The organism is Streptomyces sp. NPDC020898, from assembly GCF_044333925.1.
GTDB lineage: Bacteria > Actinomycetota > Actinomycetes > Streptomycetales > Streptomycetaceae > Streptomyces.
Window position 1 is genome coordinate 186872 of the sequence record NZ_JBIRRV010000015.1, and the last position, 17885, is coordinate 204756.

Genomic DNA, 17885 nt, shown 5'->3' on the forward strand with positions numbered 1-17885 from the left:
TCAGCTTGACGACCGCTCGCCCGGCAGCCGGATGTCCGTGCTCGACAAGGTGTCCGGCGACGCCGTGAAGACGCGCAGCCGGATCCGCGTCCCCGGACGCCGGGGCACGTGGAACACCGGTCCGGGCGGCCGGAGCCGGTAGACGGCACTGGTGTGGGCGGGCAGCGTGGCCGGCCCCCCGGCCACCTTCCACCAGTGGCTCATGCCCTGGCCGGTGGTGAGCGTGAAGTGCGGCGTCAGCGCGCTGTTGTTCGAGTTCGCGACCCGGACGGTCAGCTCCGACACGGCGGCAGGCCCGGCCGTGCGCGTTCCCGTCACCCGCATCCGCAACGGCGGCGAACCCGTCGCCGCGACCGCGGCACTCGCCAGCGCCGGTACGAGGAGCAGTGCCGCCGCCGCGACCAGTGCCGGACGCCGGTGCGGACCCGACAGGAACCGCGGCCGGGGCTGCCACGCCCCGGCGAAGGACGCGGCGGGCGTGGTCACCGCCGCCGCCAGCCACAGCGGGGTCATCAGCAGGTAGTAGCCGTCCTGCGAACGGGTTGCCAGGAAGAAGGCGCACCACGGCAGCACCACCATCGCCGGACCGAGCCGCCGCACGAACAGGACGAGCAGGGCCAGCAGCGCCCCCGTCATCAGCATGCTCGCGTGCGAGTACCAGGCCAGCCGGTCACTGCCGTCGGTGAAGTAGAGCGCGATCCCCACCAGGCCCTGCCCGTGGATCGTCGCGTTCTGCGTCAGCGGCAGGGCGATCCCGGCCGCCCAGGTGCGCGGCTCGCTCACGACGAAGTACGTGTTGATCAGCAGCCATACGGTGACTGCCGCACCGGTGATCCGCAGCACCACCCCGGCGGCGGGCCGGGCGCCCAGCTCGCCCCGGCGCACGGCGTAGATCCCGGCCAGCAGGAACGGCACGAGGAACCACGGCAGTTGCTGCGCCGCGCAGGCCGCTCCCAGGCAGGCGGCCCGCGCGAGGCCACCCCGTCCGAGCCGCCCGCCCGCGCCGATCCGCGGCCAGTGCACCACCACCGGGACGAGCAGCGCGAGCCCCACGATCGCCGGGTAGCCGAGCCGCGCGTAACTCGGCAGGAAGCCGAAGCCCAGGCACACCATGGTCGCCGCCGACCGCCACGGCACGGGCAGCAGCCGCCACAGCGTCACGGCGCCGGCGAGCAGCGCCCCGGTCGTCACCGCGGTCGCCGCGAGCGCGCCGTGCCCGAGCCACAGGAGCGGCGCCGTCAGCAGCACGGGGAGGGGCGGGTAGCCGTACGTGAGGTCGTAGCCGCCGCTCATCGTCGGGGTCAGGGCGACGTCCGGGTTGTGCTGGAAGAGCCACGGCCAGGGCTGCCCGTACACGGGGTGCCCGGCCACGAGTTCGCGGGCGGCCTGCGCGGTGAGGACGCCCTCGTCGCCGCCGGCGTGGTTCAGGGTGAACGCGCACAGGGTCAGCGTCATCGCCGTGACCAGGACGCACAGGTCGAGGCGGGCCAGGGAGCGGGTCCGGCGCACGGTCAGCGCCAGCACGCCGCTGACCAGGATCGACAGATAGCAGAGCGAGATGACGGCGGCGACGGCCAGCCGGTGACTGGCGGCCTGCGTCCACACCGTGCGCGTACCGATGAACAGGCTCACGGTCGCGAGCAGCGTCAGGACGCGATGCCACTGCGCGGGGCCGGCGACCTCCGGTATGACCCGCAGGGGGCCGGTTCTCGCCGTGACCTCCGGCGCTGTCTCTGCCAAGTACACGACAGTGGAACGTAATCGTGCCCGGTGTGCCGCACGCGGCATGAGGTGAAAAGTCCGGTGTGAGGCACGTAAGAATGTTCGCCAGTAGGTATTTATGCTATTTGATCTGGCTTGGGTGGCTCAGTACACATCCCGCACATAGCGCTTCGCCGCCGCGAGCTGCTTCACGTACACGGCCGCCTCGTCCTCGCTCAGGCCGCCGTGCGCCACCGCGATGTCCCGCAGCGCCCGGTCCACGTCCTTGGCCATGCGGGAGGCGTCGCCGCAGACGTAGAAGTGGGCGCCCTCCTGGAGCCAGTGCCACAACTCGGGCCCGTGCTCGCGCATCCGGTCCTGGACGTACACCTTGTTGCGCTGGTCGCGGGAGAACGCGGTGTCCAGACGGGACAGCGTTCCGTCGGCCACCAGAGCGGCCAGCTCGTCCTCGTAGTAGAAGTCGGTGGCGCGGTGCTGCTCCCCGAAGAACAGCCAGTTCGGCGCCGGGTGCCCGAGCGCCCGCCGCTCCTCCAGGAACCCCACGAACGGCGCGACCCCGGTACCGGGCCCGACCATCACCATCGGCGTCGAGGCGTCCGCCGGGGGCCTGAAGTGCGGCGAGCGCTGCACGAAGACGGGCACCGCCGTGTCCGGCCCGGCGTCGGCCAGGAAGGGCGAGCACACTCCGCCGCGCGGGCGGCCGTGCAGGTTCTCGTACCGCACCACGGACACCGTCAGCGACACCCGCTGCGGGTCGACGAGCGGACTGGACGATATGGAGTACAGGCGGGGCTGAAGCCGCCGCAGCACCTGCACCCACTCCTGCGCGGACGCCCGTACCCCGTACTCGGCGGCCACGTCGACGGCCTGCCGACCCCAGGACCAGCGGGCCAGCCCGTCCTTGTTGTCGGACCGCATCAGCTTCTTCAACTCACGGTTGTCCCGGGCCCGTTCGGAGACGAAGCGCAGCAGGTCGGGCGTGATCCGGGTGATGTCGAGCTGCCGGTGCAGCGCCTCGGAGAGTGCGAAGGCGCCAACTCCCTCCACCTCCACGCCGGTTGACCCGTCCAGCCCGGTCACGGCCAGCCACTCCTCCACCAGGGACCTGGAGTTGACGGGCCGCACACCGAGCGCGTCACCCGCTTCGTACGTCAGGGCCGTACCGCTCGTGTCGAAGGTGAACCGGCGTACTTCCTTGGTCGCGCCGGGCAGACTGAGCAGCCGGTTGCCGGCCAGCCGGACGGGCGAGGGGGCGGCCTTGCCGGTCCGGACGACGGGTGCGGAGACTCCGGCGTCGGAACCCGCCGTAGTCGGCCCCTGCTGCTGCTCCCGCTGCTTTTCCTGCGTCTGTTCCTGCGTCTGTTCCTGCTCGTCCTTCGTGTCCAGCACGTCGAGGACCTGGTCGAGCCACGCGTCCGCCGACGGCTCGAAGTCGGGCTCGCAGTCGGTGCGCGGCGCGATCCGCACCGCCCCCAACTCGTCCAGCCGCGCGTCCAGTCGGCGCCCGTGTCCGCAGAAGTCGTCGTACGAGGAGTCGCCGAGCGCGAGGACGGCGTACCGCACGCCGTCCAGCCGCGGCGCCTGCTCCCCGGAGAGGGTGTCCCAGAAGCCGGAGCCGTTGTCGGGTGCGTCGCCGTCGCCGAACGTACTGGTGATGAAGAGGAGATCGGCGCTGCGCGCGAGGGCGGCCACATCGGCCTCGTCCATACCGACGAGCCTCGCCCGGTGTCCGCCGGCGTTCAGCCGCTCGGCGGCAGCGCCGGCCAGTTCCTCGGCGTTGCCGGTCTGCGACGCCCACAGCACGACGACTTCACGCCCGTCGACCTCGACGCCGACACCGACCCGTTCCTTCGGGGGAGCGTCTGTGGCCCTGGAGTACATGCCGGCGAGCATCCCGTTCACCCAGTCGGCGTGCTCGGCGACGAAGGGAGCGGAGGCCGGCAGCACGGGCACGCCCACCGCGCCGGAGGGCAGCCCGGCGAGGAAGCCCGAGAGGTACTGGCGCTCCTGCGCGCTGAGGACGGGCGGGGGAGCGGGCGTGAACGCCAACTCCGGCACGCTCACCGGCAGTTGGGGGCGGGGCGCGTCGGGGGCCTCGGGGCGCTGCGCCGGGGACTCGGGACGCTGTACCGCAGGCGCGGGGCGGTGCACCTTGACGAGGGACACGGCGCACATCTTGAACTCCGGCTGCAAGGACAGCGGATCGACCGCGTCACTCGTGACCGCGTTGATGCTCAGGTACTCGCCGAAGAGGTCGTTCCAGTGGAAGGGCGCGAACACGCACCCCGGCCGCACCCGGTCCGTGACGACCGCCGGCAGCACGGCCCGCCCGCGCCGCGAGGCGACCTCGACCGAGTCGCCGTCGACGACCCCCAACTCCCGCGCGTCCTCGGGATGCACCTCCACGAACGGCCCGGAGTTGAGCTTGTTGAGCTTGGCGACCTTCCCCGTCTTCGTCAGCGTGTGCCACTGGTGCTGCACCCGCCCGGTGTTGAGGACGAACGGGAAGTCGTCGTCGGGCATTTCGGCGGCCGGCACATGCGGCCGGGCGTAGAAGACACCGCGCCCACTGGCCGTGGGGAACCGCAGTTCTCCCTCTCCCTGTTCTCCCTTGTAGCGAATGGGATTGCGCGCGGGCCCGTCCACCGAAGCGACCGGCCACTGCACGGGAGTCTCGCGCAGCCGCTCATAGGTGACGCCCCGAAGATCCCAACCGGTCTTCGGGTTCCACGCCCGCTTGAGCTCCTCGAAGACGTCCTGCGCACTCTCGTACGCGAACCCGTCGAACCCCATCGCACGGGCGACGGCCGCGATGATCCGCCAGTCGGCCATGGCGTCACCGGGCGGGTCGACGGCGGCCTGGGCGAGGGTGAGGCTGCGCTCGCTGTTGACGAGGACACCCTCCGCCTCGGTCCACATCGCGCCGGGCAGGACGACGTCGGCGTACGCGTTGGTCTCGGTCTCGGCGAAGACGTCCTGGGTGACGACGAACTCGGCGGCCTCCAGGCCCTCGATGACCGTCCTGCGGTTGGCGACCGAGGCGACCGGGTTGGTGCAGATGATCCAGCAGGCCTTGATGTGTCCCTCGGCCATCCGCCGGAACACCTCGACGGTGCCGTGCCCGGCGCCGTCCTTGCGGAGCGTGCCGGCCGGCAGCTCCCACAGCTCCTCGACGAACGCCCGCTCGTCGTCCACGAGCACGGAACGCTGCCCGGGAAGTCCCGGCCCCATGTACCCCATCTCGCGCCCGCCCATGGCGTTGGGCTGCCCGGTGAGGGAGAACGGACCGCTGCCGGGGCGGCAGATCGCGCCGGTGGCGAGATGCAGGTTGACCAGGGCGTTCGTGTTCCAGGTGCCGTGGGTGGACTGGTTGAGCCCCATGGTCCAGCAGCTCATCCACTCACCGGACTCACTGGCCTCACCGATGATCCGCGCCGCTTCCCGGATGTCGTCCTCGGGAATACCGGTGATCGCGGAGACCGCGTCCGGCGGATAGTCGGCGAGGAAGGCGGGCATCTCGTCCCAGCCCTCGGTGTGGGCGGCGATGAACTCCTGGTCCGTGTGCCCGGCGGCGTGCAGGAGATGGAGCAGACCGTTGAGGAGTGCCAGGTCCGTGCCCGGCTTGATCTGGAGGAACAGATCGGCCTTGGCGGCGGTGGCGGTGCGCCGCGGATCGACGACGATGAGTTTCGCCCCGGACGACTTGATCCGGTCCATCATCCGCAGGTACAGGATCGGATGGCAGTCGGCCATGTTCGACCCGATGACGAGGAAGGCGTCCGCGTGGTCGAAGTCGTCGTACGAGCCGGGCGGCCCGTCGGCACCCAGCGACAGCTTGTATCCGGTGCCCGCGCTAGCCATGCACAGCCGCGAGTTGGACTCGATCTGATTGGTCCCCACGAACCCCTTGGCCAGCTTGTTCGCCAGGTACTGGGCCTCAAGACCCATCTGCCCGGAGACATAGAAGGCGACGGCGTCCGGCCCGTGCTCGTCGACGATCGCGCGCAGCCGCCGCGCGGTCTCCGCGATCGCGTCCGCGACGGGGGCGGGCACCAGTTCCTCGCCCCGGTCGTCCGAGCCGTCCCGGACCAGCGCGGTGGTGAGCCGGCCTGGCGCGCTGAGCATGTCGGCGGTGGTCGCGCCCTTGGTGCACAGCCGCCCGGCGTTCGCGGGGTGCGCCTTGTCCCCGGACGCCTTGAAGACCGTGCGCCGTCCGTCGGGTCCGAGCCCGACGTCCAGCACGAGTCCGCAGCCCACCCCGCAGTACGAGCACACGGTGCGCACCTGCGTTGTCGTGGGGGTCGTGGTCACGTGCTGCCTTTCTCCGTCTGTCTCCGTACCGGGCCTGCTACCGAAGAGCGTACGAATTGCCCGTTACGTCGATGTCACACGATCTGATCATGAGCGGTTACGCCCGCTGCACAGCCAGACTGTCAGTGCTGTGAGGTACGGATAGGTGTTCGGATTTATCTCACAGAGGGGGTCGCTGAGCGTGTCGAATTGGGCCGAACGGGTGACCATGCGTAAGAATTGGCTGATGCAGACAGCCAGGGCGAGCCAGGACGGAGTGTGCCGGTGAACAGCCACGATGTCACCGACGAACAATGGGAGGGGCTCGCCCAGGTCGTGCCGCTGCGGGGCCGGGATGCCTGGCCGTCCGCAGTGAGCCACCGGTCGATACCCGAGGCGGAGACCGAGGCCAGGCGCCGTTTCGTGGTCCTGCGCGTCAACGTCTTCGCGGACGCCCGCGAGGTCGCGGAGACGCTGATGGCGGGCATCCCGGTGCTCCTCGATCTGACCGGCGCCGAGACGGACACCGCCAAGCGCGTCCTCGATTTCAGCACGGGCGTCGTCTTCGGTCTGGCGAGCGGGATGCACCGGGTCGACCGGAACGTGTTCCTTCTCACCCCGCCCGGCACGGAGGTCGCGGGGCTCATGGGAGGGGCTGGGATCCCCGGACACTGAGACCGGCCTCACAGCGAGAACGCGTCCCCCGTTCGTAGGAAGGTGCGGCGGACGGAACGGTTCGCCTCGCAGGCGGAGCCCTACGGTCCGGATATGACCCCGTCCTTACGGCCCTCCCCGGCCCCCGCAGTCCAGCCGGCGGCACGTCCCGACCGGCCCAGCGTCACCGAGCTGCGGCTGTCCGCCTACGCGGGGCACCGCCGCGCGCGCTTCCCGCTCGGGCGGCTCACCCTTCTCGCCGGGCCGAGCGGCGGCGGCAAGTCGACCGCGCTCAGGGCGTACGAGTCACTGGCCCGGCTCGGCTCCGGTGCCGCCGTCGGGGAGGCGTTCCCGGACCCCGCCGCCTGCGTACCGGAACGCGCCCGCCCCGACGCCCAGCACCGGCGCGGCTTCCGCATCGGCTGTACGGCGGACGGCCCCGAGGGTCCCGTACGGCTCGACGTCGCCGTACAGGCCGAGCCCGAACTGCGCGTCGTGGGCGAGCGGTTGAGCGCCGGCGGGCAGGTGCTGCTGGAGACCGCCCTGCGCGACCCCAGCGGGCGCTCCGTGCAGGCCGCCTGGCACACCGGCCCGGCGTCGGTCACCCGGGCCCCGATGCCCGACGACCGGCTCGGTACGGCCCTGCTGCCGCTGCGGGTGGCCGGCACGACGGACGGACAGCGCCGGGTCGTCGCCGCCGCCGAGCAGATGGTCGTCGCCCTGCGGTCCGTCTTCGCCTGCGACCCGCGGCCCAGCAGGATGCGCGCGCCGGTCCCGGTGAGCAGCGGGCGGCTCCTGCCGGGCTGCGACAACCTGGCCGAGGTCCTCTGGCGCACCCGGACCGAATGCTCCATCCGGCACGGGCTGTTGATCGCCGCCGTCCGCGAGGGCTGCGCGGGCCCGGTCGCGGACGTACGGTCCGACCAGGTCGCCGACGGCCGCGTCCGCGCCCTGCTCGACCGGGGCGACGGCCCACTCACCCACTTCGGCCGCCTCGGCGACGGCGAGTTGAGGTACGTCGGCCTGGCGCTCGTGCTGCTCACCGGCCCCGGCGTGCTCACGGTGGACCGGCCCGGCGAGGTGCCCGACGCCCTCCAGGTGCTCACCGTCCTGGCCGACGGCTTCGACCGGGGGCTGGACCTACGGCAGCGCGCCCAACTGCTGCGGCTGGCGGCGCGTATGTGCGACCGCGGGCACATCCGCCTCCTCGGGGCGGTCAGCGACGCATCCTGGGCGGAGGAGGTGGCGGGGGTGACGGTGGTAAACCTGGAGCCGTGACAGATCAACAACACCCAGAACGCCCAGTACCGCCAGAACGTACCGAACAGCGCGGGCACGGCGACCACTTGGACGTGGCGAAACTCCAGCGCAGGCTGGCCGACTTCGCGGCGGCGCGGAACTGGCAGCCGTTCCACACCCCGAAGAACCTCGCCGCCGCGCTCAGCGTGGAGGCGTCCGAACTGGTCGAGATCTTCCAGTGGTTGACGCCCGAGGAGTCGGTACGGGTGATGGACGACCCGGACACCGCCCACCGTGTCACGGACGAGGTCGCGGACGTGCTCGCGTATCTGCTCCAGCTGTGCGAGGTACTCGGGATCGATGCGTTGGCGGCCCTCGACGCGAAGATCGACCGCAACGAACAGAGGTTCCCGGCGGCGGAGCGGCCGTTGGAGTAACCGTCGGTAGTAGCGGTCCACGGAGGAGGGAACTCGTCCACAATTACTCTCCGTAGTCAAAATACTGCCTGTTCTCATTTTGTTGTCCGCAGATTTCCGCCTTCCTCTGGCTTTTCGTCCCACAGCACTTCACTCTGGGTAGTGGTGGCGGAGTTCGGGCGGACGTGCGAAAAGCGCGTCGGGACAGACGGGGGCAGCGCATGGACGCGGTGCGGCTCATCCTGACGAGCAGACGTGCGCTCGCGGGCAGCGCAGGTGTACGGGAGACCCTGGCGGAGGTGTGGCAGATACAGGCCCTCGCCCAGGCGATAGGCAGCCGCCTCGCGGTCATGGGCCCACCCGAACTGCGGGGCGAGGCACTGGGGTTGACCGAACTGGCGGGCAGGGGCTGCGGTGTACTGGACGAACCGGGCCTCGCCGTCGGCGCCTTACGCGCGGCCCAGCTCACCGAGCTGGGCGACCCCCGCCAGGTCCTCCTCTGCCTCGGCAACCTCCTCGGCGAGGCCGGCATCGCCCTGGTCGGCATCGCCAGCGCGGCGGACGACGAGACGACGTACTGGCAGTGCATGGAATCGATCGACGCGGCGGACGAGTCCCGCGACCGCGTCCTGGAAATGCTCCGCAAACTGGCGGCGCGGGAGGCGGCGGGGGGAGCGGAGCGGGTTGCGGGCTAGGCGCTCCGCTGGATACGCGGTTTGTCAGGTGCGGGCCTGTGGGGGCTGGTCGCGCAGTTCCCCGCGCCCCTATTCGGGGCGCGTTCCGCGCCCGAATCGCCCGTTGAGGGGCCGAGCTTTGCAGCTCGGCCCGGGCATCTCAGCCCGTCCGGCGATTGAGGACGAGGCCGTTCAGGCCGAACGGGGGTCTGGGGGCGGAGCCCCCGGCAGGGGCCGGGTCAGCCGACCTCGTTCTCCTCGACCGGCGCCGACAAAGCCCCCGCCGACTGAAGATCCGAGTCGAGGGCGGACAGGTCCGCGTTCAGCGCGGCCATCAGCTCCTCCATCTGCTGCAGCAGCCCCTTCGGCGGGGTCGGCCCCGCCTGCTGCGGCACGACTTCTTCGGACAATGACGGCCTCCTCGGCCCCTGGCTCCCGAAGGAGCCGACGCGGGTGCGCCCCGGAGACGAGCGAGCCGACAATCGAACTGGCTGCCCGGTGGGTACCGGTGCGGGCGCCGGTCGGGCCGGCTCCGCCCGAGCCAACGATCATCACCGGGGAGGGTCACTGGCGCTGACTCGCACCTCACACGCCGTTGCCGGTTTTTCACCCGACCGGGGCGGCGTGGGGCAGGGGGGACCGGTGGGGTTGACCGGTGTTCGACCGTGCAGGATGGAAGCATGGATCTTCGCATCTTCACCGAACCCCAGCAAGGCGCGACCTACGACACCCTGCTCACCGTGGCGAAGGCCACCGAGGACCTTGGATTCGATGCGTTCTTTCGCTCGGACCACTACCTCCACATGGGCTCTGTGGACGGCCTGCCCGGCCCCACCGACGCCTGGATCACCCTCGCTGGCCTCGCCCGCGAGACCAAGCGCATCCGCCTCGGCACCCTGATGACGGCCGGCACCTTCCGTCTCCCCGGCGTCCTCGCGATCCAGGTCGCGCAGGTGGACCAGATGTCGGGCGGGCGGGTCGAACTCGGCCTGGGCGCGGGCTGGTTCGAGGAGGAGCACAAGGCGTACGGCATCCCGTTCCCGCAGGAGAAGTTCGCCCGCCTCGAAGAGCAGCTGGCGATCGTCACCGGTCTGTGGGAGACGAAGACCGGCGAAACGTTCAGCCACCACGGCACGCACTACGACCTCACCGACTCGCCGGCCCTTCCCAAGCCCGCGCAGGACAGGATCCCCGTACTCATCGGCGGCCACGGCGCGACCCGTACCCCGCGGCTGGCCGCGCGGTACGCCGACGAGTTCAACATGCCGTTCGGGTCGATCGAGGACAGCGAGCGCCAGTTCGGCCGGGTGCGGGCGGCGGCCGAGCAGGCGGGCCGGAAGGCCGACGAGCTGACGTACTCGAACGCGCTGGTGGCCTGTGTCGGCAAGGACGACCAGGAACTGGCCCGCCGCGCGGCCGCGATCGGCCGCGAGGTCGACGAGCTGAAGGCCAACGGCCTGGCCGGCTCCCCGGCCGAGGTCGTGGACAGGATCGGCCGGTACGCCGAGATCGGCTCCCAGCGGCTCTACCTCCAGATCCTCGACCTCGACGACCTGGACCACCTGGAGCTGATCTCCTCGCAGGTGCAGTCGCAGCTGTCGTAACTCCGGTGTCTGGTCTCTGGTGACCGGTCCCGCTACGGACCGGTCACCACCGGCAGTCCCGGCCCCGCGCACCGCACGTCCGTCGCCGGGACCTGCCCGTCGACCAGATACGCGGCGGCCGTCGAGTCCACGCATGTGTTGCCCCGGCTCGCGAACACGCCGTGGGAGTAGTCGCCGTCGAGGGTGACCAGGCGGGAGCCGGGCAGCAGTCGGCGCAGTTCGCGGGCGCCCTCGATCGGGGTGACCGGGTCGTAGGCGGAAGCGATCAGCAGGACGGGCGGGGCGGCGGGGCTGCCCAGGGCCGTGCGGCGGGCGGGCCGGTGGTGCCAGAAGGCGCAGGCCGACCCTTCCATGCCGGTCAGCACCGGCTGCGGGTCGAGGCGGTGGGTCCGGCGGAGGTCCGCCAGGATTCGCGCGGGCGTCGGGCCGGGCCCGTCGGCGCACTTCACCGTCCGGTTCGCCGCTTCGAAGGTGCGTGAGTCCGGCGAGTCGAGGGCGGCGGCGGGGCGCAGGCTGCCCGGCGTACCGTCCCGCAGATACGTACGCAGTCCGTCGGCCAGGCCGGCCCAGCGTTCGGTGCGGCCGAGGGCGCGGTAGACGGCCCGGTCGAAGGCCGCCGCCCCGAATCCGTCCACGGGGGCGTCGGTGAGTCCCGCGCGTACGCGCAGATACGCGGTCCGCACCGCCCCGGCGCTGTCGCCGAGGCCGAAGTGGTCCGGGTGCTGTGCGGTCCAGGCGAAGAAGGTGTCGCGCTGGCGCAGCAGCGCCCGGCTCTGGACGACGTCGAAGTCGTACCAGTCCCACGGCCCGACGACACTGTCCAGCACCATCTTCCCTACCCGGTACGGGAATCGGGCCGCGTAGGCGGCGCCCAGGTAACTGCCGTACGAGACACCGAGGAAGCTCGTCCGGGGCTCACCGAGGGCGGCGCGGACCGCGTCCATGTCCCGTGCCGTCTGCCCGGTGGAGAAGTACGGCAGCGCGTCCTCGCCGACGCCCGCCGCGCAGTCGTCCGCCAGGGCGTGCAGCGAGCGGAGGTACGCCGACTCGGCCCGGGGGCCCACGGGTACGGGGTCCGCGCCCGGACGGTCACCGTCGAACAGGCCGCCCATCGCACCGCAGTCGAGAGGTGAACTCAGGCCCGTGCCACGCGGATCGAAGCCGATCACGTCGTACGCCCGCCGCACGCTCTCGGGCAGCTTGGCCCGCTTCGTGACCGCGTACGGCAGTCCGGAGCCGCCGGGCCCGCCCGGATTCACCAGCAGGATGCCGCGCCGTTCGGCGGCCGTACGGGAGGCGCGGACGCGGGAGACGGCGATCCGCAGCCGTGGGCCGGCATCCGTCGGATTCTCCCAGTTCAGGGGTACGTCGAGCAGGCCGCACTCGACGGTCTCGGGCGCCGCCGGTCGCGGTACGGAGTCGGGGCAGGCGCCGAAGCGGATGGAGGCGGGGGTGGGGGTGGGGGCGGCAGTGGCCTGAGCCGGTGGCGCGGGCAGGAGGGTGGCGGCGCCGGCCGTCAGGGCGCACAGCAGGGCCGTGCGGCGTGAGGGACGTGGGGGACGCGTCACGGGTCTCGCAATCTCGGTAATGATCGGGCTATCGGATGACAATGAAAACGATTGTCGATAACGTGTCCACGGTCAAGTCCGGAGCCCTCCCTGACGGGGGCGCTTTCGCGCTGCCCTGACGGCTGTACCGCCAGGGTGGAAAGGGGAGTTGTGGCTCATTTGCTGGTGGTCGAGAGCTGGGTCGGATCGATGAGCAGACTGCTGCCACGAGCGATCCGGGAGAGCGGGCACGAGTTCACGTTCCTCACCCGTGACCTGCATCACTACCTGCGCAGTGCGCCCGAGGGAGCCGCGCATCCACTGCTCGGCGCCCGCAACGTGGTCACCGCCGACACCAACGACATCGACGAACTGCTGCCGTACGTCGAGAAGTTGCACGCGGTGCTCGGCTTCGACGGGGTGATCACCTCGTGCGACTACTACCTGCCCACGGTCGCCCGGATCGCCGGGCACCTCGGCCTGCCGGGCTCCGGCCCCGAAGCCGTGGAGAACGCCTGCCGCAAGGACGCCACCCGGCGCGTACTGGCGGACGCCGGGGTGCCCGGGCCGCGTTTCGCGGTGTGCGAGGAGTGGGCCGACATCGTGCGCGAGGCACGGGAGATCGGCTATCCGCTCGTCGTCAAACCGGTCGACCTGTGCGCGGGGATGTACGTCCGCCGCGTCGACGACGAGACCCAACTCGCCGAAGCCTGCCGGGCGTTGAGCGACTTCCCGGTCAACGCGCGGGGACAGCGGCGCCCGCCCGTCGTGCTCCTCGAAGAGTTCCTCGACGGGCCCGAGGTGAGTGTCGAGACCGTGTCGTACGCGGGCGCGGTCCACGTCGTCGGCGTCACCGACAAGAGCATCGGCGGGGCCCCCGCCTTCATTGAGACCGGCCACATGTTCCCGGCCGCACTCTCGGCCGCCGACACCGAGGCCGCCGAACAGACCGCGCTGGGCGCCCTGAAGGCGCTCGGCCTGGTGGAAGGCGTCGTGGCGCACACGGAGATCAAACTGACCTCCGCCGGCCCACGCGTCGTCGAGGTCAACCCCCGCCCGGCCGGCAACCGCATCACCGAACTGGTCCGCCATGTCACCGGCATCGACCTCGCCGCCGCCTTCGTGGACGTCTCCCTCGGCAAGGCACCCGACCTGCGCCGCACGGACACGGGTCTGCGCAGCGCGGCCGTCGGCTTCCTCGTCCCGGAAACGGCGGGCACCTTGCAGTCGCTGGCCGGCGGCGACGAACTCCGCGCCCGGGACGGGGTGTTGGAGGTCCAGCTCGCCGAGCCCGGGACCACCGTCAAGGCGGCGGGCAGCAACAACGAGTACCTGGGCCACGTCATGGCGGCCGACTCGGACGGACTCGGCGCACGCACACGCGTGGACTCCCTGCTGGGCGAACTGCGCGCCGGGCTGGTGATCCGGTGAACGCCGGACTGCGCACGCCGGCGGTCACCTACGACGAACTCGTGGCCCGCGCCCTCGCCGGTGAACTCGGGCCCGACCCGCACACGGAACGCATCGCCGTGGCCTTCGCCACCCGGCAGGCCGTACGGCACGACGGGCGGGGGAGCGGTTACCGCAACGAGGTGCTCAGCCTGCGGCTGGGCGCGGCCGTCGGATCGTGCGCGGTCGAACCCGGGGGACTGCCGGACGGCGCGATCGACGACTGCGTCGGCGCGGATGTCGCCGGGCTCCTCCAACACCCGTTGCTGCCCGTACGCGTGGCCGCCCTCGACGCCTACCTGATGCACAGCACCCCGCACACCCCGGAACACGGCGCCCGGACGGTACGGCTCCCGGCGGGCTCCTCGCTGGAGAAGTCCAGGGCGCGGGCGAAGACCGTCGTCGAGCTGCTCGACCTGCCGGCCGGGGCCACGGTCCTCGTCGTCGGCGTCGTCAACTCCCTCCTGGAAGCGCTGCGTTCGCGCGGGCTGACCTATGTGCCCTGCGATCTCAAGGGTGGTACGACGGAGTGGGGCGAGCCGGTCGCCACCGACGCGTTCGCCGAGGTGGAGAGCGGACGCTGCGACGCCGTCCTCGCCTCGGGGATGACCCTCGGCAACGGGACGTTCGAGCCACTGCGGCGCCACGCGCTCGCCCACGGACAGCAGTTGGTGATGTTCGCCCAGACCGGCAGCGCGATCCTGCCCCGCTTCCTCGGGCACGGTGTGAGCGCGGTCTGCGCGGAGCCGTACCCCTTCTTCTGGCTCGACGGCGGACCCGGCACCATCCACTGCTACCGAGGTGGGGTCCGATGACCACGGCCGCCGTACGGTCCGTCCCCGCCGCCCGCCATGAGCTGCTGGCGCTCCTCGGACGCACCCCGCTCGCCCGGATCACCGCCGAACTCCCCGGCCCGCACCCGGGGTTCTGGGCCAAGCTCGAAGGGCTGGGAGTGGGTGGCATGAAGGCACGGGCCGCCGTCTCCATGCTCCTCGGGGCCCGTGAACGGGGCGAACTGCGCCCCGGCGCACCGGTGGTGGAGTCCACCTCCGGCACCCTCGGTGTCGGGCTGGCCTTCGCCGGGCAGGCCCTCGGGCACCCCGTCGTGCTCGTCGGCGACAGCGAACTGGAGCCGTCCATGCGGCAGTTGCTGCGTGCGCACGGAGTACGCCTGGAGGTCGTCGACCGGCCGGCCGCGGAGGGCGGCTGGCAGGCGGCGCGCCTCGCCCGCCTCCGCGAACTCCTCACCGCGCTGCCCGGCGCCTACTGGCCCGACCAGTACAACAACCCCGACAACATCGCCGGCTACGCCTCCCTGGCCGCCGAACTCACTGCCCAGCTCGACCACTTGGACGTCCTGGTGTGCAGCGTCGGCACCGGCGGACACAGCGCCGGAATCACCGGGCCACTGCGCCGGCGCTGGCCCGGACTGCGGCTCATCGGCGTCGACGCGACCGGCTCCACCATCTTCGGCCAGCCCGCCCGCCCCCGCCTGATGCGCGGCCTCGGCAGCAGCATCCACCCGCGCAACGTCGCCTACGACGCCTTCGACGAGGTCCACTGGGTCGGCCCCGCCGAAGCCGTGGACAGCTGTCGCCGGCTCGCCCGAGAGAGCTTCGTCAGCGGCGGCTGGAGCACCGGCGCCGTCGCCCGCGTCGCCGCCTGGGCGGCCCGCGTCCACCCCGGCGCCGTTGTCGCCACCGTCTTCCCCGACGGCCCGCACCGCTACCTCGGCACCGTCTACGACGACGACTTCGCCCTCGCCCACGGCCTCGATCCGAGCACCGCGGCGACCCGACCGGTCGAGATCCCGCACCCCCGCGCCGCCGAGGCCACCGGCTGGGTGCGCTGCGGCCGCGTCACCGATCCGCTGTCACTCCCGGAAAGGGCCAAGTGAAGGTCACCCGGCGCACCGTACGCCTCGAACTCACCGAGCCGCTGCGCATCTCCCGCTCCACCATGGCCGCCCGCGACGCCGTATGGCTGAGCATCGAGCACGAGAGCGTGACGGGCCACGGCGAGGCCGTCACCAGCGTGTACTACGGGCTCGACGCCGACACCCTGCAACGGCACTTCGGCGACGTGGAGTTGAGCCCCTTCGCCACCCCCGAAAGCGCCCTGGAAGCGCTGCGGGAAGGGAAGTTGGCCGGAGACGACAGCACACCGGCCGCCGTCACCGCCGCCGTCGAGGCCGCGCTTCTCGACCTCGTCGGCAAGCGCGTCGGGGTGCCGGTGCACCGGCTGCTGGGAACGTCCGCCGCACCCGTCGCCGCGACCGCCCGCACCATCGGGATCACCTCGGCGCGGCACGCGGCGGCCGAGGCCCGGCGACTCGCCGCGAGCGGCTTCGAGATCCTCAAGGTCAAGGCAGGGGCCCCGGACCCGGAGGAGGACGTGGAGCGCGTACGCGTCATCCGCGACGCCGCGCCCGGCGTAAGGCTGCTCCTCGACCCCAACGGGGCCTGGACCGTCGAGCAGGCGCGGGAGTTGCTTCCCCGGTTTGCCGAACTCGGCGTCGAGGCAGTGGAACAGCCTGTCGTCCCCGGTGACCCGGAGTCCTTCGGGGCGCTGGCCGAGAAGTCGCCGGTGCCGCTCATCGCCGACGAGGACGCGGTGGATCTGGAGGACGCGCGTCGGCTCGCCGGGCGCGTGCACGGCATCAACGTCAAGCTGGCCAAGTGCGGCGGGATGCACGCGGCCCTGCGAATCGCCGGGTTGATCGCGGGCAGCGGCACGGAGTTGATGCTCGGCTGCCTCACCGCCAGCACCCTCGGCATCGCACCCGCCGTCCACCTCGCCGACCGCGCCCGCTGGACAGACCTGGACGGGCACCTGCTGCTGGCCCGGGACCCATGGTCGGGAATCGGCGGCGCCGACGGCTTCGTACGCACAAGCGGCCTCCCTGGCCTGGGAGTTGAGGAGCTAATAGTCGATCAGCGCGGAACCGGGCAGCACGGAACCGACCCGCGCGGAAGCGACCAGCGTGGAGCAGAGGGGGCCGGGCATGAAGACGTGGCGTGAGATGCGGCGCTTCCCCTTCGCCATCCAACTGCTCCTCGTCAACCAGCTCGGTGTCAACACCGGCTTCTACCTCCTCATCCCCTACCTCGCGACCCACCTCAGCGAGGACCTGGGCATGTCGGCGGCCGTCGTCGGCATCGTCCTCGGGGTGCGCAACCTCAGCCAGCAGGGGCTGTTCATCATCGGCGGCTCCGCAGCCGACCGGCTCGGCGCGCGCGGGGTGATCATCGCCGGGTGCGGGCTGCGTACCGTCGGCTTCGGGCTCTTCGCGCTCGGCGACGGGCTGCCCGTACTGCTCGCCGCGTCCGTGCTGAGCGGGCTGGCCGGGGCACTGTTCAACCCGGCCGTCCGGGCCTACCTCTCCCAGGAGGCCGGGGACCGGAAGGCGGAGGCGTTCGCGCTGTTCAACGTGTTCGCCACCACCGGTGCGCTGGTCGGACCGCTGCTCGGCAGCGCGCTGCTCCTGGTCGACTTCCGGGCGTCCGCGCTGACCGCCGCAGGCATCTTCGCGATCCTCACCGTCGCCCAGGCCCTCGTCCTGCCCGCCCGTGAGGTCGAACCCGCGAAGGCCGGTGTCCTCGCCGACTGGCGCGAGGTCGTCGGCAACCGCGCCTTCGTCGCGTTCGCCCTCGCCATGGTCGGCATGTTCACCCTGGAGAACCAGCTCTACCTGCTCCTCCCCGACGGAGTCCGCCGGGCAACCGGCTGGGACGGCGCGGCCGGCCTCGTCTTCCTCGTCGGCACGCTCGCCAACCTCGCCCTCCAGCTCCGGATCACCCGCACGCTCAAGTCCCGTGGGATGCGGGCTCGTTGGATCGCCGTGGGGCTGGCGCTGATGGGGCTGGCGTTCGTGCCGCCGATGCTGGTGGCGGGGTCGGGCACGACGTCGTGGCTTGCCGCCGTACCCGTCCTGATCGGTGCGCTGATCCTCTACCTCGGCGCGATGATCGCCTCGCCGTTCGTCATGGAGCTGATCCCCGGCTTCGGCCGGCCCGAACTGACCGGCACCTACTTCGGGATCTTCTACGTCGTCTCCGGCATCGCCGCCGCCGTCGGCAACACCGTCGTCGGCTGGGCCATGGACGCAGGCGAACAGGGCGGCGCCGAGTGGCTGCCATGGGCGTGCTGCGCGGTGTTCGGCCTCGCCTCGGCGGGAGGCGTGGCCTGGCTGCACCGACTGGGCGCACTGCCGGTGAGCCCGGTACCGGTGCAGGAGAGGAGCACGGTGTGAACAGGGCTGGAGAGGCGGGTGCTGTGAACCGGGGTGAG

Annotated in this window: 14 protein-coding genes; 10 read left to right on the forward strand and 4 right to left on the reverse strand. The window is 71.7% G+C overall.

The features are described 5' to 3' along the window. The gene (locus tag ACH4TV_RS36505) at positions 1-1746 is read right to left on the reverse strand and encodes a hypothetical protein (protein ID WP_398405575.1); all 1746 of its coding nucleotides are present in this window, start codon (positions 1744-1746) and stop codon (positions 1-3) included. A gap of 120 nt (positions 1747-1866) precedes the next feature. After that, entirely contained in the window at positions 1867-6033 is a 4167-nt protein-coding gene (locus ACH4TV_RS36510; protein WP_398405576.1) for a molybdopterin-dependent oxidoreductase, read from the reverse strand. A 258-nt stretch (positions 6034-6291) separates the two neighbouring features. Between ACH4TV_RS36510 and ACH4TV_RS36515 the strand changes: the two genes are divergently transcribed. From ACH4TV_RS36515 to ACH4TV_RS36530, 4 genes are all read left to right on the forward strand, one after another. Continuing rightward, complete coding sequence (locus ACH4TV_RS36515; protein ID WP_398405577.1) at positions 6292-6687, forward strand: cell division protein SepF; 396 nt, start codon at positions 6292-6294, stop codon at positions 6685-6687. 93 nt (positions 6688-6780) lie between these two features. Next, the gene (locus ACH4TV_RS36520) at positions 6781-7944 is read left to right on the forward strand and encodes an ATP-binding protein (protein ID WP_398405578.1); all 1164 of its coding nucleotides are present in this window, start codon (positions 6781-6783) and stop codon (positions 7942-7944) included. A 68-nt stretch (positions 7945-8012) separates the two neighbouring features. Next, positions 8013-8342, forward strand: coding sequence for a nucleotide pyrophosphohydrolase (locus ACH4TV_RS36525; RefSeq protein WP_398405634.1), 330 nt, complete (start codon positions 8013-8015; stop codon positions 8340-8342). 200 nt (positions 8343-8542) lie between these two features. After that, positions 8543-9016 carry a DUF6099 family protein gene (locus ACH4TV_RS36530; protein WP_398405579.1) on the forward strand — a complete coding sequence of 158 codons (474 nt, stop codon included), beginning with the start codon at positions 8543-8545 and terminating at the stop codon, positions 9014-9016. 218 nt (positions 9017-9234) lie between these two features. On the opposite strand, the gene ACH4TV_RS36535 is transcribed toward ACH4TV_RS36530, so the two are convergent. Continuing rightward, positions 9235-9405 (reverse strand): hypothetical protein, encoded by a 171-nt coding sequence (locus ACH4TV_RS36535; RefSeq protein WP_398405580.1) that lies wholly within the window; start codon positions 9403-9405, stop codon positions 9235-9237. 270 nt (positions 9406-9675) lie between these two features. Here ACH4TV_RS36535 and ACH4TV_RS36540 point away from each other — a divergent pair, with 270 nt between their 5' ends. Then, a complete protein-coding gene (locus ACH4TV_RS36540; protein WP_398405581.1) occupies positions 9676-10599 on the forward strand; it encodes an LLM class F420-dependent oxidoreductase in 924 nt (307 codons plus the stop codon). Positions 10600-10631: 32 nt separating this feature from the next. Here the strand turns inward: ACH4TV_RS36540 and ACH4TV_RS36545 are convergent, their stop codons facing one another. Beyond that, positions 10632-12167, reverse strand: coding sequence for an alpha/beta hydrolase (locus tag ACH4TV_RS36545; protein ID WP_398405582.1), 1536 nt, complete (start codon positions 12165-12167; stop codon positions 10632-10634). Positions 12168-12317: 150 nt separating this feature from the next. On the opposite strand from ACH4TV_RS36545, the gene ACH4TV_RS36550 reads away from it, so the two are divergent. Genes ACH4TV_RS36550 through ACH4TV_RS36570 form a run of 5 tightly spaced genes read left to right on the forward strand, consistent with a single transcriptional unit; the run spans position 12318 to position 17847 of the window. Continuing rightward, a complete protein-coding gene (locus ACH4TV_RS36550; RefSeq protein ID WP_398405583.1) occupies positions 12318-13577 on the forward strand; it encodes an ATP-grasp domain-containing protein in 1260 nt (419 codons plus the stop codon). Next, the gene (locus ACH4TV_RS36555; RefSeq protein ID WP_398405584.1) at positions 13574-14410 is read left to right on the forward strand and encodes a Rossmann-like domain-containing protein; all 837 of its coding nucleotides are present in this window, start codon (positions 13574-13576) and stop codon (positions 14408-14410) included. The genes ACH4TV_RS36550 and ACH4TV_RS36555 overlap by 4 nt, the downstream gene beginning before the upstream one ends. After that, on the forward strand, positions 14407-15492 hold the full coding sequence (locus tag ACH4TV_RS36560) for a PLP-dependent cysteine synthase family protein (RefSeq protein WP_398405585.1): 1086 nt from the start codon (positions 14407-14409) through the stop codon (positions 15490-15492). The genes ACH4TV_RS36555 and ACH4TV_RS36560 overlap by 4 nt, the downstream gene beginning before the upstream one ends. Next, a complete protein-coding gene (locus tag ACH4TV_RS36565) occupies positions 15489-16616 on the forward strand; it encodes an enolase C-terminal domain-like protein (protein ID WP_398405586.1) in 1128 nt (375 codons plus the stop codon). The genes ACH4TV_RS36560 and ACH4TV_RS36565 overlap by 4 nt, the downstream gene beginning before the upstream one ends. Then, positions 16600-17847: an MFS transporter gene (locus tag ACH4TV_RS36570; RefSeq protein ID WP_398405587.1), complete on the forward strand. Its 1248-nt coding sequence runs from the start codon at positions 16600-16602 to the stop codon at positions 17845-17847. The genes ACH4TV_RS36565 and ACH4TV_RS36570 overlap by 17 nt, the downstream gene beginning before the upstream one ends. Positions 17848-17885 lie beyond the last annotated feature (38 nt).

Bases quoted from the DNA above. Each gene is read 5' to 3' on its own strand.
- ACH4TV_RS36570 (WP_398405587.1), top strand. From the start codon at position 16,600: ATGAAGACGTGGCGTGAGATGCGGCGCTTCCCCTTCGCCATCCAACTG.
- ACH4TV_RS36560 (WP_398405585.1), top strand. From the start codon at position 14,407: ATGACCACGGCCGCCGTACGGTCCGTCCCCGCCGCCCGCCATGAGCTG.
- ACH4TV_RS36540 (WP_398405581.1), top strand. From the start codon at position 9,676: ATGGATCTTCGCATCTTCACCGAACCCCAGCAAGGCGCGACCTACGAC.
- ACH4TV_RS36530 (WP_398405579.1), top strand. From the start codon at position 8,543: ATGGACGCGGTGCGGCTCATCCTGACGAGCAGACGTGCGCTCGCGGGC.
- ACH4TV_RS36520 (WP_398405578.1), top strand. From the start codon at position 6,781: ATGACCCCGTCCTTACGGCCCTCCCCGGCCCCCGCAGTCCAGCCGGCG.